Source organism: Streptomyces sp. BJ20, assembly GCF_022869105.1.
GTDB classification, from domain to species: Bacteria; Actinomycetota; Actinomycetes; order Streptomycetales; family Streptomycetaceae; genus Streptomyces; species Streptomyces griseoincarnatus.
Map to the genome: position 1 here is coordinate 6,918,794 of NZ_CP094918.1, position 18,176 is coordinate 6,936,969.

At 73.6% G+C, this 18,176-nt stretch carries 16 protein-coding genes; 9 read left to right on the forward strand and 7 right to left on the reverse strand.

Annotation, left to right across the window (positions count from 1 at the left end; genetic code table 11):
- Positions 1-487: 487 nt before the first annotated feature.
- The 3 genes from MTR79_RS31045 to MTR79_RS31055 all read right to left on the reverse strand — a co-directional run bounded on the left by MTR79_RS31045 (position 488) and on the right by MTR79_RS31055 (position 2,180).
- Positions 488-748 (reverse strand): hypothetical protein, encoded by a 261-nt coding sequence (locus MTR79_RS31045; protein ID WP_102638204.1) that lies wholly within the window; start codon positions 746-748, stop codon positions 488-490.
- Complete coding sequence (locus MTR79_RS31050; protein WP_086702945.1) at positions 745-1,107, reverse strand: DUF6247 family protein; 363 nt, start codon at positions 1,105-1,107, stop codon at positions 745-747. Before MTR79_RS31050 ends, MTR79_RS31045 begins: the two co-directional genes overlap by 4 nt.
- Before the next feature lie 113 nt (positions 1,108-1,220).
- Positions 1,221-2,180, reverse strand: a complete 960-nt coding sequence (locus tag MTR79_RS31055; RefSeq protein WP_189364923.1) for an EamA family transporter — start codon at positions 2,178-2,180, stop codon at positions 1,221-1,223.
- 244 nt (positions 2,181-2,424) lie between these two features.
- On the opposite strand from MTR79_RS31055, the gene MTR79_RS31060 reads away from it, so the two are divergent.
- Entirely contained in the window at positions 2,425-2,877 is a 453-nt protein-coding gene (locus MTR79_RS31060; protein ID WP_086705360.1) for an NUDIX domain-containing protein, read from the forward strand.
- 182 nt (positions 2,878-3,059) lie between these two features.
- Here the strand turns inward: MTR79_RS31060 and MTR79_RS31065 are convergent, their stop codons facing one another.
- Positions 3,060-5,120: a restriction endonuclease gene (locus tag MTR79_RS31065; protein WP_189364922.1), complete on the reverse strand. Its 2,061-nt coding sequence runs from the start codon at positions 5,118-5,120 to the stop codon at positions 3,060-3,062.
- Positions 5,121-5,296: 176 nt separating this feature from the next.
- On the opposite strand from MTR79_RS31065, the gene MTR79_RS31070 reads away from it, so the two are divergent.
- On the forward strand, positions 5,297-5,722 hold the full coding sequence (locus tag MTR79_RS31070) for a VOC family protein (protein ID WP_048460131.1): 426 nt from the start codon (positions 5,297-5,299) through the stop codon (positions 5,720-5,722).
- Positions 5,723-5,740: 18 nt separating this feature from the next.
- Here the strand turns inward: MTR79_RS31070 and MTR79_RS31075 are convergent, their stop codons facing one another.
- Complete coding sequence (locus tag MTR79_RS31075; protein ID WP_244792626.1) at positions 5,741-8,620, reverse strand: FAD-binding and (Fe-S)-binding domain-containing protein; 2,880 nt, start codon at positions 8,618-8,620, stop codon at positions 5,741-5,743.
- Between the two features lie 288 nt (positions 8,621-8,908).
- On the opposite strand from MTR79_RS31075, the gene MTR79_RS31080 reads away from it, so the two are divergent.
- The 7 genes from MTR79_RS31080 (at position 8,909) to serC (ending at position 16,321) form a co-directional block, all read left to right on the forward strand.
- A complete protein-coding gene (locus MTR79_RS31080; protein WP_244792629.1) occupies positions 8,909-11,233 on the forward strand; it encodes an ATP-binding protein in 2,325 nt (774 codons plus the stop codon).
- Positions 11,230-11,637 carry a roadblock/LC7 domain-containing protein gene (locus tag MTR79_RS31085; RefSeq protein WP_048460106.1) on the forward strand — a complete coding sequence of 136 codons (408 nt, stop codon included), beginning with the start codon at positions 11,230-11,232 and terminating at the stop codon, positions 11,635-11,637. Before MTR79_RS31080 ends, MTR79_RS31085 begins: the two co-directional genes overlap by 4 nt.
- Entirely contained in the window at positions 11,634-11,981 is a 348-nt protein-coding gene (locus MTR79_RS31090) for a DUF742 domain-containing protein (protein WP_048460105.1), read from the forward strand. The genes MTR79_RS31085 and MTR79_RS31090 overlap by 4 nt, the downstream gene beginning before the upstream one ends.
- The gene (locus MTR79_RS31095) at positions 11,962-12,597 is read left to right on the forward strand and encodes an ATP/GTP-binding protein (RefSeq protein ID WP_086699897.1); all 636 of its coding nucleotides are present in this window, start codon (positions 11,962-11,964) and stop codon (positions 12,595-12,597) included. Before MTR79_RS31090 ends, MTR79_RS31095 begins: the two co-directional genes overlap by 20 nt.
- Positions 12,594-13,826, forward strand: a complete 1,233-nt coding sequence (locus MTR79_RS31100) for a cytochrome P450 (RefSeq protein WP_048460103.1) — start codon at positions 12,594-12,596, stop codon at positions 13,824-13,826. Before MTR79_RS31095 ends, MTR79_RS31100 begins: the two co-directional genes overlap by 4 nt.
- Complete coding sequence (locus tag MTR79_RS31105) at positions 13,823-15,073, forward strand: cytochrome P450 (RefSeq protein WP_244792631.1); 1,251 nt, start codon at positions 13,823-13,825, stop codon at positions 15,071-15,073. The genes MTR79_RS31100 and MTR79_RS31105 overlap by 4 nt, the downstream gene beginning before the upstream one ends.
- A 129-nt stretch (positions 15,074-15,202) precedes the next feature.
- Positions 15,203-16,321, forward strand: coding sequence for a phosphoserine transaminase (serC, locus tag MTR79_RS31110; protein ID WP_189364916.1), 1,119 nt, complete (start codon positions 15,203-15,205; stop codon positions 16,319-16,321).
- A 66-nt stretch (positions 16,322-16,387) separates the two neighbouring features.
- Here the strand turns inward: serC and MTR79_RS31115 are convergent, their stop codons facing one another.
- Positions 16,388-17,209 carry an ABC transporter permease gene (locus MTR79_RS31115; RefSeq protein WP_086699893.1) on the reverse strand — a complete coding sequence of 274 codons (822 nt, stop codon included), beginning with the start codon at positions 17,207-17,209 and terminating at the stop codon, positions 16,388-16,390.
- Entirely contained in the window at positions 17,206-18,171 is a 966-nt protein-coding gene (locus MTR79_RS31120) for an ATP-binding cassette domain-containing protein (protein ID WP_048460099.1), read from the reverse strand. The genes MTR79_RS31115 and MTR79_RS31120 overlap by 4 nt, the downstream gene beginning before the upstream one ends.
- Positions 18,172-18,176: the final 5 nt, after the last annotated feature.

Below are 18,176 nucleotides of genomic sequence, written 5' to 3' on the forward strand. Positions count from 1 at the left end.
GCGGTGCACCGCGGAGGCGGCCCGGGACCAGCCGTTGCGGGCGCGTGTGGTTGCACCCGGCCAGAAGGGCGGGCAGACGGCCCTCGGCTCCATGGGCGGGCGAATGCCGGGGCGCATTGTCGACGAGGGCCGCGGCGGTGCCGGCAGCGCCTCCGAGGAGCGTGAGCGGATCGACGCCTCAAGGTCGAGACGATCGACGCGGAGCGAGGGCACGAGCCTGCCTCGCTCCGGACGGCGCGGGGCTTCACCGAGGCCCAGGCGGCCGAGGCGAGGGGGCACGTCACCCCCGGGGTGGGTCGTCAGACCGAGCGGGGCGCGCCCCGCCTCGACACATCACCGACGGCGGCGTACCGGCACGCCATCAGCGGCGAGCTGGCGATCATGGTCACGGCCGGCAACTCTCGGTTCGTCTCCGGGGCGTGCCGGTCGCCGACCGGCGATCGTCCCCTTGACACGGGCGACGGCGGCTCCTGACCGGCGCGAACCGTCAAGGAAGAGGGTCGGGCGTCACCTGCCAGATGGTGAGGAGTTCCGAGCGCGGTGTGATCATGTAAACGAAGAAGCCGCCGGCGACGAAGGCGTGCTTGGCGCCCTCGTCCGCGCCCTGGTACGAAGGCCCGTGGAGGTGCAGCACTTCGGCCGCCCGCACCAGTTCAGCGGCCATCTTCTCCACCTCGGCGAGGAAATCGGCCGGGGCGCCGCCCGCCACCGTCTCCCGGTCGGGCTCGTACTCCCAGCGCCACGTCACTCGGCGCGCACCGCCTCGGCGGCTGCACGGTAGAGCGAACTGGCCGCCCTCAGGTGCTCACGCGCCTCCTCCGCCGTGGTGGCGATCTGGGCAAGGTACTCCACGCGGTGGTACTCCCGCGCCATGGCCGGGTGACGCTCGATTTCCAAGAGGGCGGCCCAGTGGCTGAGGTAGGCATGGATCGGCTTGAGCGACCTGAGTTCCACCGCCTCCGCGAGCGCCTGGTCCTTGGCCTGGTCGTAGGCCGCAAGGAGATCGGGTGCGACGACCGTGCAGGCAGCCCGCAGGGCGCCCGGCGTCCGCTCCGGACGGGGGATCAGAGGACGGTCACCGGCGGTCTCACTGTGCTGCACGCTCATGGCGCTGTTCCCTTCGTGTGTCTCCGGGACGGACCGGTCACGCGAGAGGACCGGTTGCTGGGAGAGACGAGAGCGACTCTAGTCCCGCCGCGGCTCGACGCGCCCGGCGATCGTCAGGAGCCGCCCGCGGCCTTCCTCGCCCTCCCCCGCCCCACCTGTGTCCGCACCGCCCCCATGCTCGCCGCGATGACCAGCGCGATGGCCGCGGCCTCCGTCGCGGCGAGGGCCTGGTCGAGGACGAGGAAGCCGGCGGCGGCCGCGAGGGCCGGTTCCAGGCTCATCAGGATCGCGAACGTCGACGCGGGCAGGCGTCGCAGCGCGAGGAGTTCGAGGGTGTAGGGCAGGACGGACGACAGCACCGCGACCGCCGCGCCCAGCGCGAAGGTCGTCGGGTCCAGCAGCTTCGTGCCGGACTCCAGCACCCCCAGCGGCAGGAACAGCACCGCCGCCACCGCCATGGCGAGCGCGAGCCCGTCGGCCTGCGGGAAGCGGCGTCCGGTCCGCGCGCTGAAGACGATGTACGCAGCCCACATCGCCCCGGCGGCCAGGGCGAACGCGACGCCCAGCGGGTCGAGGCCGCTGAAGCCTCCGCCGCCCAGGAGGAACACGCCGGCGAGGGCGAGCGCGGCCCACACGAGGTTGACCGCACGCCGGGAGGCCAGCACGGAGAGGGCGAGCGGGCCCAGCACCTCCAGGGTGACCGCGGGGCCGAGCGGGATGCGGGCGACGGACTGGTAGAAGAGGCCGTTCATCGCGGCCATGGCGAGGCCGAAGACGATCACCGTGCCCCAGTCCGCGCGCGAGTGACCGCGCAGCCGCGGCCGGCACAGCACCATCAGCACCACCGCCGCGACCAGCAGCCGCAGGGTCACCACCCCGAGCGCGCCGGCGCGCGGCATCAGCGTGACCGCGAGCGCCCCGCCGAACTGCACGGAGATCCCGCCGGCCAGCACCAGTCCGACCGGCCCGAGGGAGCCGCGGCGGCCGCCCGGGGCGTCGGGCTGCGCGGGGGCGGCGGGGCCGTGGGCCTGCCCGGAGGCGGTGGACGGGGTGGCGGCGCTGGGGGTGGTCACGGTGCCTTCCAGGGACGTAGGAGACGCGAGCGGTGCGGGGTGACGCGCGACTGCATCGAGCGTGCAGCTCGATGTACTCGCAGGTCCAGCGTATTGGACTACGTCAGCACCGTGAAGTGTTTATATGCCTGACGATGCGACCCGCGTACCGTCCGGGTCAACTCCGTCCACGGTGCGGACGTCCTACCCGGTACGGTTCCCCCTGGTGACACCCCGTCCGCTCCCCCCCTTCGACTGAGGTTCCGTGCGACGACTCCTGGTCCGTGTCTGGCGACTCCTGCGCCCGTTGCAGAGCCGCATCGTGTGGCTGCTGCACGCCAAGTTCGTGGTCGGCGTGACGGGAGTGGTGCGCGACGACGAGGGACGGGTGCTGCTGCTGAGACACCGGATGTGGCCGCCCGGCCGCCAGTGGGGCCTGCCGAGCGGCTTCGCGCGCAAGGGCGAGGACTTCCGGGCGACCGTGGTGCGCGAGGTCAAGGAGGAGACCGGCCTCGACGTGGAGGTCGGCCGCCTGGTCATGCTGAACAGCGGCCTGCGCACCCGCGTGGAGGTGGCCTTCGAGGCCCGCCTCCTCGGCGGCGAACTGCGCCTGGACCCGTTCGAGATCCTGGAGGCCCGCTGGTGCGAACCGGACGCCCTCCCCGAGGGCGTCCAGCCGGTGTGCCACCCGCTGGTGCGGGGCGAGACGACGCCCTGAGACCCGCATTACTACGCCGGTCGAACATCAACCCGTCGCCCCACTGCACCGGCCCCGACCCGCACCCGCACCCGCACCCGCACCCGCACCCGCCGATCCTGCCCACCTGGGCGATGCAGGTCACCGTCGATGATCACACCCGCGACCCGCACGCGCGTACGCCGCACCCCCGTCCCGCGGGGCTACCGCACCTCGATCCCGAAGTCCTGCACCAGTTCTTCGAGCCCGCCCCGGTAGCCCTTGCCGCCGAGGACGAAGTCCCAGTCGCCGTTCGCGCGGCGGCGGAACGAGCCGAGGACCAGGGCCGTCTCTCCTGCCCGGCCGTCGGACACCTCTAGCCGGCCCAGCTCGGTGAGCCCCGGGTCGAGGAGGCGGATGCGGGCGTCCGTGAAGCCCGCGAGGTCCGCGTCCGGGTTGACCTCCGGGTCGACGGCCGCGACCAGCACGAAGCGGTCGGCCTCGTCGGGCAGGCCGTCGAAGGCGACGCGGATCGCGGCCTTGTCGGGTGCGGTGGCCTCCAGGGCGCGGACGGCGCCGTCCGGGGTGCCCGGGTTGTTGAAGAAGACGAAGTGGTCGTCGCTGAGCACCCGGCTGCCGCGGCACACGAGCGCGCACACGTCCAGCGCGACGCCGCCGGTCCAGCCCATGCCCAGGACGTTGTAGTCGTCCGGCAGCCGGTCCTCGTCCGGGTCCGCCGGACGGGCCGTGTCCCCGGTCGCCCCGTCGCCCAGCCGTCCCCGCAGTCCGTGCCGGTGGAGGAGGTCGACCAGCTCGGGGCCCGCGATGAGCTCCAGCGGCTTGCCGCTCGCGAAGGTGTGCGAGCCGGGGCCGAAGCCGGACGTCGTCACGAGGACGCCCTTGTTGGCGCCGGCGTCCTGCACGGTGCCGTAGAGGTCGCGTACGGCAGTGGGCGGCACCGTGTTCCGGTAGCGCTTCACCTGGACGACGATCTTGCCGCCGCGGATCGGCGTCGGGTCCAGCGCGTCGACGTCCACGCCGCCGTCGTTGGAGCGCTGGGTGGTCACCGCCTGCATGCCCATGGCTCGGAAGAGGTCGGCGACCAGGTTCTCGAAGGCCACCGGGTCCATCGCGAACAGGTCGGGGTCCTCGTCGCCGCCGTGGGCGACGACCCGGTCGCCGACGTCCTGCGGCCGCCTGCCCGGCCGTACGGCCGCGAGCTGGTCGGGGCGTGCCGAGATCTGCCCGCGCAGCGCGTCGACGAAGCAGCTCTCCGGGTCCACCTGCGCCAGGTGCAGCTCCTGGAACGCGGCGCGCTCGGCCATGACGGTGGCCAGGTGGATCCGCCCGGGGCGGCCCGTCGTCGGGTCGTGGCCGTCGACGAAGCCGTTCAGCGCCACCGATTCCAGGGCGCCCTGCTCGTCCGCGGCGAACAGCTCGTGCAGCACGAGCAGCATGCACTGGGCCAGAACCTCCTTGTACAGCGCACGCCGCCGGCCCACGGGGCGGGGCGTCTCCTTGTCCTGGTCGACGCTCGCCATGTACCGGACCGCCTTGGTCTCCGGCACCACGTCGTACGCGGGCAGCTCCCAGTCCAGGACGAGCTGTCCCGCCGCCGGGTCGTAGGCCGCCGCCACCTGGCGCGGGAACCCCTCCGGCCAGGCCGTCGAGGAGTACAGGGCGGCCGAGAAGTACTCGATCACGGCGTCGGGCTCGCGGCGGCGCACGCCCTCGACGGTCGCGGTGACCCCGGCGTTGTGCCGGCGCACCTCGGCCAGCTGGGCGTCGGCCCACTCCTGGTACTGCCGCTGGTAGGAGGCGAGTTGCTGCTGCCGCGCCGCCTCGGCGGCCTGCGCCGCGTGCCAGTCCCGCTCGAACCGCGCCCGGGCCTCCGCCTGCGCCTGGGCCCTGCGGTTCGCGGTCCAGCCGCCGCCCTGCGGCTGGTAGGCGCGGGCGTCCGGCATGGGCACCGGCTGGGCGAGCGGGCCGGGCGCGAACGGCTGCACGGTCTCCGCCCGCACCAGCGTCGTGGCCCGGAACGGCGCCGCGCGGCACCCCGACGCGAGCAGCGCCCGCAACGACGCGACCCGCGCGTCCAGTTCCTCCGTACGCCGGAGGGCCTCCGCCTTCCGGTACTCACGGTGGTCCCGCTCGACCCGCCGCCGATGGGCCCGCGCCCGCTGCTCCTCCTGCCGCAGCCGCCTGGCGTCGGCCTCCCGCTGACGCTGCTGCTGCCGCTGCATTTCGGCCCAGACGCCGACAAAACCGGTGGAACGACGACTCATGTGCTGCGGGCCCTCCCCCAAGGCACTCCGGTTGTCCCCACAACCAGGTATGACGCACGACTCTAACCAGCAACGGCTGCCCCGCACATCAACTTGACAGAGGCCGTTCCGACGGCCCGGCGCGGCTCGCGGAAAATGCGGTGGCGGCCGGCCGGCCCCTTGTTAGGGTGCGCCCCGTGGCAGAGATCAGGCAGGTGCAAGTCACGTTCGACTGTGCGGAGCCCGAGCGGGTGGCCCGGTTCTGGTGCGAAGTGCTCGGGTACACCGTCGTGCCGCCCGAGGGGTACGGCTCCTGGGACGCGTTCAACCGGGAGCGGTTCCCCGACGGGGACGGCGCCTGGTGTTCGGCGAGCGACCCGACCGGCGCCGGGCCACGGCTGTTCTTCCAGCGGGTGCCCGAGGGCAAGACCGTCAAGAACCGCGTCCACCTCGACGTCCGCGTCGGCACCGGGCTGACCGGTGAGGAGCGGCTGGCCGCGCTGGAGGCCGAGTGCGCCCGGCTGGTCCCCCTCGGTGCCACCCGGCAGCGGCTGCTCTACGACGGCACCGACTCGTGCATCGTCATGCAGGACGTCGAGGGGAACGAGTTCTGCCTCGACTGAGGCAGAACGTCCAGGACGTCACCGTCCCTTCTCCTCCAGCGCCTCCGCCAGGATCTCCGCGAGGTGGCGGCCCCGCACACCTCCCACCTGCTCCAGCTGCGTCCGGCAGGAGAAGCCGTCCGCCTGGACCACCGCGTCCTCCGGCGCCTCCCGTACGGAGGGCAGCAACTGCTCCTCCGCACAGGTGCGCGAGACGTCGTAGTGGCCCTTCTCGAAGCCGAAGTTGCCTGCCAGTCCGCAGCAGCCGCCCGCCAGTTCGCCCGTCAGGCCCGCCGTCTCCCGGAGTCTGCGGTCGGGGCCGTCGCCCAGGACCGCGTGCTGGTGGCAGTGGGTCTGGCCGGTGACCGGGCGGTTCACCGCGGGCGGGGTCCAGTCGGGCGCGTGCCGCTCCAGCGCCTCCGCGAACGTCAGGACGCGCGAGGCGAGTCGGGCCGCGCGCGGGTCGTCGTGGAGCAGCTCCGGGGCGTCCGTGCGCAACGCGGCCGCACAGCTCGGCTCCAGCACCACCAGGGGCGCGTCCGTCGCGAGGACCGGCTCCAGAAGGTCGAGCGTGCGCCGCAGCACCGTGCGTGCGCGGTCCAGTTGGCCCGTGGAGATGTACGTCAGGCCGCAGCAGACCCGCCCGCGCCGTGCCGTCAGCAGGGAGAAGGGAGAACGTGACCGGCCGTCGCCCACGCGCCCGCCGGATCCCAGCCGCAGCGTCGGCGGCAGCACCACCCGCATCCCCGCCGCCTCCAGCACCCGTACGGCCGCCCGGCCGACCGACGGCGACAGATGCTCGGTGAAGGTGTCCGGCCACAGCACCACCAGCGGGCCACCGTCCTCGGCAGGCGTCTGCCTCCTCCGCCACCAGCGGCTGAAAGGCTCCGTCGCCAGGGACGGGATCTCCCGCTCCCGGGCGATCCCACCCACCCGCTTCGCCAGCCGCGCGAGCGGCCCCAGCGACGCCAGTGCGTTCGCCACGCCCGCCGTCCGGGTCCGGGCCGCCCAGGACAGCCACACCGGCAGCCGTCCCATCGTGTAGTGCGCGGCGGGGCGGCGGCGGCCCGCGTAGTGGTGGTGCAGGAACTCCGCCTTGTACGTGGCCATGTCGACGCCCACCGGGCAGTCGGACCTGCACCCCTTGCAGGACAGGCACAGATCGAGCGCGTCCCGCACCTCCGTGGAGCGCCAGCCGTCCGTCACCACCTCGCCCGCGAGCATCTCGTGCAGCAGCCGGGCGCGCCCCCGCGTGGAGTGCTCCTCCTCCCCCGTCGCCCGGAACGACGGGCACATCACGGCGGACCCCGACACGGACGTCGTACGGCACTTGGCGACGCCCACGCAGCGCCGCACCGCGGCCGAGAAGTCGCCGGCGTCGGCGGGGTAGCCGAAGGCGACGTCGACCGGTTCGCGGGGGAGGGCGGTGAAGCGGAGGTCCGCGTCCAGGGGCGCGGGGCGGACCAGCATGCCGGGGTTGAGCAGGCCGTCCGGGTCCCACACGCCCTTGACCCGCTCGAAGAGGGCGACCGTCTCCGCGCCGTACATACGCGGCAGCAGCTCGGCGCGCGCCTGCCCGTCGCCGTGCTCGCCGGAGAGGGAGCCGCCGTGGGCGACGACGAGGTCCGCCAGCTCCTCCGAGAAGCGCCGGAAGCGGGCCACGCCCGGCCCGGTCAACAGGTCGAAGTCGATGCGGACGTGGATGCAGCCGTCCCCGAAGTGCCCGTACGGGGTGCCGCGCAGGCCGTGCTCGGCGAGCAGCGCCCGGAAGTCCCGCAGATAGTCGCCGAGCCGGGCGGGCGGCACGGCGCAGTCCTCCCAGCCGGGCCACGCCTCGCTCCCGTCCGGCATGCGAGTGGCGGTGCCGCTCGCATCCTCCCGGATGCGCCACAGCGTGCGCTGCCGGGCCGGGTCGGTGACCACCAGCGCGTCCACGACGTCCGCCGCCCGCACGATCGCCTCGGCCGCCGCGCGGGCCTCCGCCTCGGTGTCCCCGCCGGCCTCGACGAACAGCCACGCCCCTCCGCGTGGCAGGTCGGCGGCGGACGGCACCAGGTCGGCCGCCATGCCCTCCACCGTCAGCGGCCGGTACGGCAGCAGCCCCGACGCGGCCTGCGCGGCCCCGCTCTCGTCCGCGTACGCCAGCACGGCGAGCGCCCGCGCGCGGGGCGCCCGTACGAGGGTCAGCTCCGCCTCGGTGAGCACGGCGAGGGTGCCTTCCGAACCGCACAGGGAGCGGGCGACGTCGGCGCGGTTCTCGGGGAGCAGGGCGTCGACCGCGTACCCGGAGATTCGGCGCGGCAGGTCGGGGAAGCCCGTGCGCAGACGTGACAACTCCCCCTCCACCAGCGGACGCAGGCCCGTCGGGGCGCCCGCCCAGCCGGGTCCGGGGCGCAGCCGTTCGCCGCGCGCGGTGATCACCGACAGGGTGCGCACGTTGTCGGCGGTCGTGCCCCAGGCGACCGAGTGGGAGCCGCAGGAGTTGTTGCCGATCATGCCGCCGAGGGTGCAGCGGCCGTGGGTGGACGGGTCGGGGCCGAAGCGGAGGCCGTGCGGGGCGGCGGCCTCCTGGAGCCGGTCGAGGACCAGACCCGGCTGCACGACGGCGGTGCCCGCCTCCGGGTCGAGGGACAGCAGACGGTTCATGTGGCGTGTGAAGTCGAGCACGATGCCCGTGCCGGTCGCCTGTCCCGCGATGGACGTCCCGCCGCCGCGCGGCACCACGGGCACCCCGTGCTCCCGGCACACCGCGAGCGCCGCCGCGACGTCGTCGGCGTCCCTGGGCGCGACCACGCCGAGCGGAATTCTGCGGTAGTTGGAGGCGTCCATCGTGGTCAGCGCCCGCGCGGTGACGCCGAGGTCCACCTCGCCGCCTACCGCCCCGCGCAGCGCCGCCGCCAGTTCCCGCTGATCCGTCATGCCCTCAGGATGCCTCCGCGGGGGCGCGGCGCGGGCGGCGGCACACCCTCCGTCGAACCGTCCCGGGACGCGCGGCCACGACTGTTTAACCAGAAATGGAAGCAGAATCTTCCCAAGCCGATCACGAACTCCCATATAGTGACCGCGAGTTGCGCGCAGTTGTCGGACCTCGTTCGCGAAGCGACCCCTGCATCAGGTCCGGCGTCCCATCGAACCGCCCGAGGGCCGCGCAGCCACGACGGCGCACGCCCGCGGACCCGACCGAGGACCTGACCGAGGACCTGATTGATGACCTCCCCCCTGCTCCCCGGCGACCGCCCCACCCCCCGCAGCCTGCTGCCCGCCCCCGTGCTCACCGCCGCGTTCTGCGCGGTCGCCGTCGTGGCCGCCTTCTTCCTCGTCCCGGACGCCGTGATCGGCGCGGTCCTGGTGACCGGCGTGGTCGCGTCCGTGCTGCTGTGCGCCGCCGTCACGGCCGCCGCGTACGCCCGTCTGACGGCGCGCTCCGCCCGGGAGCGGCTGGAGGCCGTCACCCAGGACGTCGGACGGCTGCTCCAGGAGCGGTCCCGGCTGACCGAGGACGCCCGCCGCCAGCACGAGCTGCTCACCGGCGAACTCACCCGTGAACGCGCCCGGTTGTCGGCCGAGCTGGACCAGGAGCGGGCCCATGTCGCCGAGGCGCTGGCCGGCGAGCGGGACCGGCTCGCCGAGCAGCACGCGGCCGAGCTCGCCCGGCTGGCGCACGAGCGGGCCGAGGAGCGCACCCGGGCCGACGACGCGCACACGGCGGAGCTGGCCCGGTCCGCCGAACGGCACACCGCCGAACTGGACCGGCTCACCGCCCAGCACACGGACGAACTCGCCAAGCTGACCGGGGAGTACACCGAGGAGCGGGAGCGGCTGGAGGAGGAACGCGACCGCCTGGCGCGCGAGCGGATCCGCCTGGCCGGGGAGAACGCACGGCTCACCACCCGGCTGCGGGAGGCGGAGGGCGCCCGCGCGGCCGCCCTGGCCGCCACCGCCAACGCGGCCGGACGGATGCAGGCGCTGGCCACCGGCATGCTCGCCGACCTGCGCGCGATGGAGGAGAAGCACCACGACGAGGAGGTCCTCGCCGACCTGCTCCACCTCGACCACCGCACCGCCCAGGCGGGCCGCCTCGCCGACTCCGTCGCCGTCCTCACCGGCGCCCGATCCGGCCGTCGCTGGGCCCGGCCCATCCCGATGGAGTCGATCCTGCGCGGCGCGATGGGCCGCATCGCCGGTTACCAGCGGGTCCGCGTCCACTCCGCCAGCGACACCTCCGTCGCCGGGCACGCCGCCGAGGGCGTGATGCACGCGCTCGCCGAACTCCTCGACAACGCCGCGAACTTCTCGCCCCCGACCGCGGAGGTCCACGTCTACGTGGAGGAGGTCCCGGCCGGTGTCATCGTGTCCGTCGAGGACAGCGGTCTGGTGATGGGCGAGGCGCAGCTGCGGCGCGCCGAGCGGGCCGTCTCCGGCGAGTCCACCGAGCTGGGCGGTCTCACCGGCACCCGGCTGGGTCTCGCGGTCGTCGGCCGGCTGGCCCGGCGGTACGGACTGCGGGTGTCGTACCGGCCCTCCGCGCGCGGCGGGACGGGCGTGCTGGTGCTGCTGCCGCAGGACCTCCTCGTACCGGCGGACGCGGCGCCCCTGCGGCCGGTCACGGCCCCGACGACGAACGGGACGCCCACCCGCACCCTGACAGCGGCGGTGAAGGTCGCGGACGAGAAGGACCGGACGCAGTCCGCCGGGGAGGCCCCGGAGCCCTCCCACGCGCAGAAGGCAGAACCTGCCACCCCGACGGACGCCGAACCCTCCGCCCCGACGGACGCAGAGACCTCCGACACGCGGGACCGGACACCGTCCGCCACGAAAGCCCCGGAGCCCTCCCACGCGCAGAAGGCGGAACCCGCCGCCCACACGGACGCCGAACCCTCCGCCCCGACGGACGCCGAACCCTCCGACACCCGCGACCGGACGCCCTCCGGCACGCGGGACCGGGTGCCCTCCGGCGCGCGCGACGCGGAGCCGGCCGGCGCGCAGGGCGACCTGCCCTCCGCCGCCGAGGACGCACCGTTGGTCCTGCCCCGGCGCCGCTCCGTGACCGGCAGAGGCGCCGAGCCCGAGCCCCGTCACGGCGCCACCGGCGACACCCTCTCCCCCGCCTCCACGGAGACGGAGCGCCCGGCCTCCCCCGCAGCCGTCCTCCCCGCGCCTTCCTACGCCGCCGCCCGTTCCGGCGGCGACGTGGACGCCGACCCGGTGCCGGCCCACGCGGCCGCGTCCGGAGACGGAGACGCCCCGCCCCTGGTGCTGCCCCGCCGGCGCCGCGGCCGCACCCTCGCCGAGGCGGAGCGCCGGGCGGGCGGAGGAAGCCGTGCCGCGGAGTCCCGGCCCGCGCCCACGGCCGAGGAGACCCGCGCCCGCACCGCCCGCTTCAGCAGCTTCCGCCAGGCCGTGCGGGCCCCTGCTCCGGACGACACGGCCGCCCCGGACGCGGGCGTCACCCCGGCCCGCGACACCACCCCCGACCCCGAGACCGCAGCTCAGCCCACCCCCGTGACTTCGGAAGGCGACACCACCTCATGACCGGCACGACCACAGCGGACGAGAAGCTCACCTGGCTCATCGAGGGCCTGTTGGAGCGCACCCCGGGCGCGCGGCACGCGCTCGTGCTGTCCCGTGACGGCCTGAAACTGTGCCGTACGACCGAGCTTTCCAACGACCAGGCCGACCAGCTCGCCGCCATCGCGGCCGGCATCCAGTCGCTGTCGCACGGCGCGTCCGTGGAGTTCGGCGACGGCACCGGCGGGGTGCGCTCGGCGATGACCGAGTTCTACGGCGGTGTGCTGTTCATCGTGGAGGCCGGCGAGGGCGCGCACCTGGCCGTCGTCACCACCGAGGACGCGGACGCCGGGCTCGTCGGGCACAACATGAGCGAGCTGGTGGAGCAGCTCGGCGAGCACCTGACCGCGCTGCCGCGCAGCTCATGAGCCGGCCCGGCAGGGACGACGCGCCCGACCGGCTGTACACCCTCACCGGGGGGCGCAGCCGGTCCGGGCCCGACAACCCCTTCGACCTGGTGACCCTGGTCGTCGCCGAGTGCGACCCGGTGCCCGGCATGCAGTCCGAGCACGCGGCGATCCTGCGCCTCACCGGACGGCCCACCGCGGTCGTGGAGATCGCGGCCGAGCTGAAGCTGCCGGTGAGCATCACCCGGATCCTGCTGTCCGACCTCCTCGCGGCGGGCCGGGTCAGCGCCCGGCACCCCCGAAGAGCCGCCGTACCCGACCCCGACATCCTGGAGCAGGTGCTCGTTGGACTCCGCAACCTCTGAGACGCACACGGCGTCCGAGACGCGCACCCCGCTGGGCGCGTCGGCCGACAACGGCCTGAAGCTCGTGGTCGTGGGCGGCTTCGGCGCCGGCAAGACGACGATGGTCCGCTCCGTCAGCGAGATCCGTCCCCTCAACACCGAGGAGACGATGACCCAGGCCGGCGAGGGCGTCGACGACCTGAACGGGGTGCGCGGCAAGACCGCCACCACCGTCGCCTTCGACTTCGGCCGCATCACGCTGGACGAGCGCAACGTGCTCTACCTGTTCGGCGCGCCGGGCCAGGAGCGGTTCTGGTTCCTGTGGGACCGGCTGTTCTCCGGCACGCTCGGCGCGGTCGTGCTGGTCGACACCCGGCGCATCGACGACTCCTGGTACGCGATCGACCGACTGGAGCGGCACGGCACGCCGTTCATCGTGGCGTGCAACGACTTCGGCGGGCCCACGTTCACCCCGCAGCAGATCCGTGAGGCGCTCGACCTGGACCCGCACGTGCCGCTGGTGAACTGCGACGCGCGGTCCCGGGAGTCCAGCAAGATCGTGCTGATCACGCTGGTGGAGCACATCAAGGAGCTGTACGCCGACCAGGCCCGAGCCCCCCGTCAGGAGCTGGTGTGAGTCCCGCCTCCGTCCCCCAGGCCGTCCCGTTCAGCGGCCCCCTGCTGCAGGACGACCCGGCCCGCGTCTACCGCGAGCTGCGCCGCGAACACGGCAGTGTGGTGCCGGTCGTGCTCGACGGCGACGCCCCCGCCTGGCTGGTCCTCGGCTACCGCGAGCTGCACCAGGTCACCGGCGACCCGGTGCTGTTCAGCCGTGACTCCGAGCTGTGGAACCAGTGGGAGAACATCCCCGACGACTGGCCGCTGCTGCCGATGATCGGCCGCCGTCAGCCGTCCATCCTCTACACCGTCGGCGAGCGGCACCGGGAGCGGGCCGCGATGCTGGGGAACGCGCTGGAGGCGGTCGACCCGACCGAACTGCGCGGCCACTCCGAGCGGTTCGCGGACGAGCTGATCGACGCGATCTGCCCGCGCGGGTCCGCCGACGTCATCGGCGAGTTCGCGATGCTGCTGCCGGTGCGGGTGCTGGCCCGGCTGTACGGGTTCCCCGACGACCAGGGCCCCGCGCTGGTCACCGCGCTCAACGACATGATCGACGGGCGGGAGCGGGCGCTCGCCGGGCAGACGCACCTGTTCACGTCGATGACGGAGCTGGTGGCCCAGCGGCGCAAGGAGCCCGCGCAGGACGTCGCCTCCCGGATGCTCGCCGACGCCTCGGGCTTCACCGACGAGGAGATCCTCCAGGACCTGATGGTGATGATGGCGGCCGGGCACCAGCCGACCGCCGACTGGATCGGCAACTCGCTGCACCTGATGCTCACCGACTCCCGGTTCGCGGCCTCCCTGTTCGGCGGCCGCAACAGCGTCGCGGAGGCGATGAACGAGGTGCTGTGGGAGGACACCCCGACGCAGAACGTGGCCGCGCGGTGGGCGTCGCGCGACACGCAGCTCGGCGGGCGCCGCATCCGGGCCGGCGACATGGTGCTGCTGGGTCTGCAGGGCGCCAACTCCGACCCGCAGGTGCGCACCGACGGCTCGCTCACCGGCGGCAACGGCGCGCACTTCTCCTTCGGTCACGGGGAGCACCGCTGCCCGTTCCCGGCGCAGGAGATCGCCGAGGTGATCGCCCGGACCGGCATCGAGGTGGTCCTGGACCGGCTGCCGGACATCGACCTGGCCGTCCCGGCCTCCTCCCTGACCCGCCGCCCGTCGCCCTGGCTGCGCGGCCTGTCCGAGCTCCCGGTCACCTTCACACCCACCCCCGCCCTTGGAGGCTCGCTCGCATGACGGCTGGTACGGACCTCACCGCGACCGACACGGAACAGACCCGCATCCCCCTCGACCCGTTCGTCTCCGACCTGGACGCCGAGAGCGCGGCGCTGCGCGCCGCGGGGCCGCTGGCCGCCGTGACCCTGCCGGGTGACGTGCCCGTGTGGGCGGTGACCCACCACGCCGAGGCGAAGAAGCTGCTGACCGACCCGCGGCTGGTGAAGGACATCAACGTCTGGGGCGCCTGGCAGCGCGGGGAGATAGCCCCGGACTGGCCGCTGATCGGGCTGGCGAACCCGCCGCGCTCCATGCTCACCGTGGACGGCGCCGACCACCGGCGGCTGCGCACCCTGGTCGCCCAGGCGCTCACCCCGAGACGGGTGGAGCGGATGCGGGAGCGGATCACAGAACTGACGGAGTCCCTGCTGGACCAGGTGGCCGCGCAGCCCGGCGAGAGCGTCGACCTGAAGGCGGTGTTCGCCTACCCGCTGCCGATGTACGTGATCGCCGACCTGATGGGGCTGGCGGAGGAGCGGCTGCCGCGGCTGAAGGAGCTGTTCGAGAAGTTCTTCTCCACGCAGACCCCGCCGGAGGAGGTCGTCGCGACGCTCACCGAGCTGGCCGGGATCATGGCCCAGACGGTGGCGTCGAAGCGGGAGAACCCGGGCGACGACCTGACGTCGGCGCTGATCCAGGCGTCGGAGGACGGTGACCGGCTCACCGACGAGGAGATCGTCGCCACCCTCCAGCTGATGGTGGCGGCCGGGCACGAGACCACGATCTCCCTCATCGTCAACGCGGTGGTCAACCTCTCCACCCACCCGGACCAGCGCGACCTTGTGCTCTCCGGGAAGGCGGACTGGTCGGCGGTGGTCGAGGAGACGCTGCGCTGGTCCACGCCGACCTCGCACGTGCTGATCCGGTTCGCCACCGAGGACGTGCCCGTCGGGGACAAGGTGCTGCCCGCCGGGGACGCGCTGATCGTGTCGTACGCGGCGATCGGGCGGGACGAGCAGGCGCACGGGCCGACGGCGGGGGTCTTCGACATCACCAGGGAGAGTCCGAACCGGCACATCTCCTTCGGGCACGGCCCGCACGTCTGCCCCGGCGCGGCACTGTCCCGCCTGGAGGCGGGCGTCGCCCTCCCGGCGCTGTACGCGCGCTTCCCGAAGCTGGACCTGGCGGTGCCGGCGAGTGAGCTGCGCAACAAGCCGGTGGTGACCCAGAACGACCTGTACGAGCTGCCGGTGACGCTCGGCGGGTGAGTGACGCGGGTGGCGGACGGCCCTCCCCCCGGACCGTCCGCCACCCGTACCGGTGACGTGTCTCAGCGGCGCGTCTCAGCGGACGGACGATGTTGCGCCCGTGTTTCCCCCAGCCGCTAGGCTCCGGTCGTGGCTGAGATCCGGATTCCTGCTGACATCAAGCCCGCCGACGGTCGTTTCGGTGCGGGTCCCTCCAAGGTGCGGACGGAAGCGCTGGACGCGCTGGCCGCGACCGGCACGTCCCTGCTGGGCACCTCCCACCGCCAGGCCCCGGTGAAGAACCTGGTCGGCCAGGTGCGCGAGGGCGTCCGCGAGCTGTTCCAGCTCCCCGACGGCTACGAGGTGATCCTCGGCAACGGCGGGTCCACCGCGTTCTGGGACATCGCGACCCACGGCCTGATCGAGAACAAGTCGCAGCACCTCAGCTTCGGCGAGTTCAGCTCCAAGTTCGCCAAGGCCGCGAAGCTCGCCCCGTGGCTGGCCGACCCCGACGTCATCTCCGCCGACCCGGGCACCCACCCGGAGGCGGCCGCCGAGGCGGGCGTGGACGTGTACGCCCTCACCCACAACGAGACCTCCACCGGCGTCGCCATGCCGATCAAGCGCGTGGCCGGCGCCGACGAGGGCTCCCTCGTCCTGGTGGACGCCACCTCCGGCGCGGGCGGCCTCCCGGTCGACATCGCCGAGACGGACGTCTACTACTTCGCCCCGCAGAAGTCCTTCGCCTCCGACGGCGGCCTGTGGATCGGCGTGTTCTCCCCGGCCGCGATCGAGCGGGCCGAGCGGATCCACGCGAGCGGCCGGCACGTGCCGGAGTTCTTCTCGCTGCCGACGGCGATCGACAACTCCCGCAAGAACCAGACGTACAACACCCCGGCGCTCGCCACCCTGTTCCTGCTCAACCAGCAGCTGGAGTGGATCAACGGCCAGGGCGGCCTGGACTGGGCGGTCCGCCGCACCGCGGCCTCCGCGCGCACGCTGTACGGCTGGGCCGAGGACATCAAGTACGCCAACCCGTTCGTCACCGACCCGGCGAAGCGCTCGGCCGTCATCGGCACGATCGACTTCACCGACGAGGTGGACGCGGCCGCCGTCGCCAAGGTGCTCCGCGCCAACGGCATCGTCGACACCGAGCCGTACCGCAAGCTGGGCCGCAACCAGCTCCGCGTCGCGATGTTCCCGGCGATCGACCCGTCGGACGTCGAGGCCCTGACGAAGTGCGTCGACCACGTGATCGAGCAGCTGTAGTCCCCCCCCCCCCGACACGGACAGGGCGCCCGGTGGATCTCCCACCGGGCGCCCTGTCACGTCGTCTCACCTGCTCAAACGCTGGAACCTCCGGACCGCCAGCGGCAGGAAGAGCGCCGTCAGGACCACCGGCCACACGCCCGCCATCAGCAGCGCGTGCTGTTCGACCCACGAGTCGCCGCCGCCGACCGGGGTGCCGAACAGTTCGCGGGTCGCCGCGGCCGTGGAGGAGATCGGGTTCCAGGCGGCCACCCAGCCGAGCCAGTCGGGCATCAGCTGCGGGGCGACGAAGATGCTGGAGATCATCGTCAGGGGGAAGGCCACCGCGAAGAGGCCGCCCGCCGCCTCCGGGTTGGGGACGAGGAGTCCCAGCCAGACGCCCAGCCAGATCAGTGCGAACCGCAGCCACAGCAGCAGTCCGAACGCGGCGACGAACCCCCAGCCGCCGTCCGGGCGCCAGCCCATGGCCAGGGCCGTCAGCATCAGGATGGCCAGCTCCGCGCACGCGACGATCAGATCGGTCACCCCGCGCCCGGCCACCACCGCCGACGACGCCATCGGCATCGAGCGGAAGCGGTCGATGACGCCCTTGGTGGAGTCGTACACCACGACGGTCGCGGTGTTGATGAAGCCGAAGGCCATGGTCATCACGAACATGCCCGGCATCAGGAAGTCCTTGTAGTCCCCGCCGCCCGGCACCCGCATCGCGCTGCCGAAGACATAGCCGTACAGCAGCACGGAGAGGATGGGGAAGCCCAGCTGCCAGGCGATGTTGACCGGCTGACGCTGGTAGTGGGTGAGGCCGCGGCGGACGACGTTCCAGCAGTCCGCGAGCGCCCAGTGCACGCGGCCGCGCCCGGCCGCTCCGGTCAGGTCGAGCGCACTCATGCCGCCGCCTCCTTCTCCGTGCGGTGTCCGGTCAGGCGCAGGAACACGTCGTCGAGACTGGGCCTGCGCAGCCCGATGTCCTCGACCCGTACGCCCTCGTCCTGGAGGGTGCGGGCCACGTCCGTCAGCGCGGCCACCCGGTCGGTGACGGGCGCGTGCACCCGCAACTCGGTCTCGTCCGCCTCGGGTTCGCCGTCGGAGACCCGGGCGACGACCTTCACCACCCGCGGGATGTCGGACCGTTCGGCCACGACGACCTCGACGCGGTCACCGCCGACGCGGTTCTTCAGCCCGTCCGGGGTGTCGTCGGCGATGGCCCGGCCCCGGTCGATGACGGTGATGCGGGAGGCCAGCCGGTCGGCCTCCTCCAGATACTGGGTGGTCAGCAGCACGGTCGTGCCGCCGGCCACCAACGCCCGTACCGAGTCCCAGACTTCGCCGCGGCTGCGCGGGTCGAGCCCCGTCGTCGGCTCGTCCAGGAACAGCACGGCCGGCGTCAGGATCATCGACGCCGCCAGGTCCAGCCGGCGCCGCATGCCGCCGCTGTAGTCACCGACGCCTTTGTCGGCGGCGTCGGTCAGGTCGAACTGTTCCAGCAGCTCCGCCGCTCGCGCCTTGGCGCGCCGCCCGCCGAGATGGAACAGCCTGCCGAACATCTCCAGGTTCTGCCGCCCGGTGAGCACCTCGTCCACCGCCGCGTACTGCCCGGTGAGCCCGATCCGCGCCCGCACCTCGCGGGCCTGCCGCGCCACGTCCAGCCCGGCCACGGTCGCCCGCCCCCCGTCGAGCCGGATCAGCGTCGACAGGATCCGCACGGCGGTGGTCTTGCCCGCGCCGTTCGGTCCCAGCAGTCCGTGCACCGTGCCCGCCCGCACGGTGAGGTCGAAGCCGTCCAGGGCGCGCTTCTCGCCGTACCGCTTCTCCAGCCCCTCGGCACGCACCGCGTACCCGTCGTCCTTCATGGGTC

Excerpts from the sequence above, each read along its gene's own strand:
- MTR79_RS31085 (WP_048460106.1), top strand. The coding sequence starts at position 11,230 with ATGACCGGCACGACCACAGCGGACGAGAAGCTCACCTGGCTCATCGAG.
- MTR79_RS31115 (WP_086699893.1), bottom strand. The coding sequence starts at position 17,209 with ATGAGTGCGCTCGACCTGACCGGAGCGGCCGGGCGCGGCCGCGTGCAC.
- MTR79_RS31090 (WP_048460105.1), top strand. The coding sequence starts at position 11,634 with ATGAGCCGGCCCGGCAGGGACGACGCGCCCGACCGGCTGTACACCCTC.
- MTR79_RS31080 (WP_244792629.1), top strand. The coding sequence starts at position 8,909 with ATGACCTCCCCCCTGCTCCCCGGCGACCGCCCCACCCCCCGCAGCCTG.
- MTR79_RS31065 (WP_189364922.1), bottom strand. The coding sequence starts at position 5,120 with ATGAGTCGTCGTTCCACCGGTTTTGTCGGCGTCTGGGCCGAAATGCAG.
- MTR79_RS31120 (WP_048460099.1), bottom strand. The coding sequence starts at position 18,171 with ATGAAGGACGACGGGTACGCGGTGCGTGCCGAGGGGCTGGAGAAGCGG.
- MTR79_RS31075 (WP_244792626.1), bottom strand. The coding sequence starts at position 8,620 with ATGACGGATCAGCGGGAACTGGCGGCGGCGCTGCGCGGGGCGGTAGGC.
- MTR79_RS31105 (WP_244792631.1), top strand. The coding sequence starts at position 13,823 with ATGACGGCTGGTACGGACCTCACCGCGACCGACACGGAACAGACCCGC.
- MTR79_RS31050 (WP_086702945.1), bottom strand. The coding sequence starts at position 1,107 with ATGAGCGTGCAGCACAGTGAGACCGCCGGTGACCGTCCTCTGATCCCC.